Genomic DNA, 1,100 nt, shown 5'->3' with positions numbered 1-1,100 from the left:
ACCTGATCATCACCGCGGCCGATAAACTCCAGATTACCGTCCGGAAGCCAGCGAGCCAAATCACCCGTCCTGTAAATACGTTCACCGGCTATAAAGGGATTAGACACAAACTTCTCCGAAGTAAGTTCCGCATTATTCAAATATCCGCGAGCAACCTGAACACCTCCTATACAAAGCTCACCTGCTACTCCGATAGGAACTAATTGTAAAGCCGAATCTAAAATGTAGATCTGCGTGTTGGCAATAGGCTTACCAATAGATATACGATTTAAAGAATTATAATCAGTAACATCCTCTACACTGCATCCTATCGTTGCCTCAGTAGGGCCATATTCATTAAATAACCTGACTGAAGAATCTAATTCTCCTAAATTATTTAAATCAGAATATGTTAATTGTTCGCCTCCTATAATGAATCTTTTTAATTTAAACATCTCTATATCATCAAATAAGGACAGATGAGCCGGCGTCAATTTAATAGATGTTATATCATCATTCAATGCTATAGCCTTCAAAACCGTACTAACATCATTGCTTGCGTAAACATGCAATTGGCCTCCGGTTAAAAGCGTTAAATAAATACTAGTCTGGGTTAAATCAAACGATAAGGAACTAAATAATGGAAAACTGTAACATCCATCATCTGATCCATAGCGGTCTATACTATACAATAGGTAATTTATCAAACTACCGTGAGATATCATTACTCCTTTTGGACGACCTGTACTACCCGATGTATAAATAACGTAAGCTAAATTTGAAGATATAATCTCACTTTTCTTTAATGCTGTCAAATCTTCTTTTAACACCGTTTCAAACTCTATATCTATAGAAAAAACAGGTACATTATAATCTATTACCTCAAATAAACTTTCTGAATCAATAATAAGTAATTTTATATCAGCATCATTTACAAGAAATAATTTACGCTCATCCGGATAATCTTTATCAATAGGCAAGTAAGCCGTGCCTGATTTTAAAATGCCTAATATTGAAATAATAGACCATATGCTGCGATCCAGCATTAAACCTACAATATCACCCGATTTTAAATTATAATTCTGTCTTAAATAATGTGCCAATTGGTTCGACTTATTATC

Annotated in this window: 1 protein-coding gene; it reads right to left on the bottom strand. The window is 34.9% G+C overall.

Annotated features, from left to right (window positions below; translation table 11 throughout):
* A partial coding sequence (locus tag B0A80_RS01650) for an amino acid adenylation domain-containing protein (protein ID WP_233430686.1) occupies positions 1–1,082 on the bottom strand: 1,082 nt, incomplete at its 3' end.
* Between the last annotated feature and the right edge of the window lie 18 nt (positions 1,083–1,100).

The sequence above is a fragment of the Flavobacterium tructae genome (genome assembly GCF_002217475.1).
GTDB classification, from domain to species: Bacteria; Bacteroidota; Bacteroidia; order Flavobacteriales; family Flavobacteriaceae; genus Flavobacterium; species Flavobacterium tructae.
This window is presented reverse-complemented; position numbering and strand designations above follow the sequence as displayed.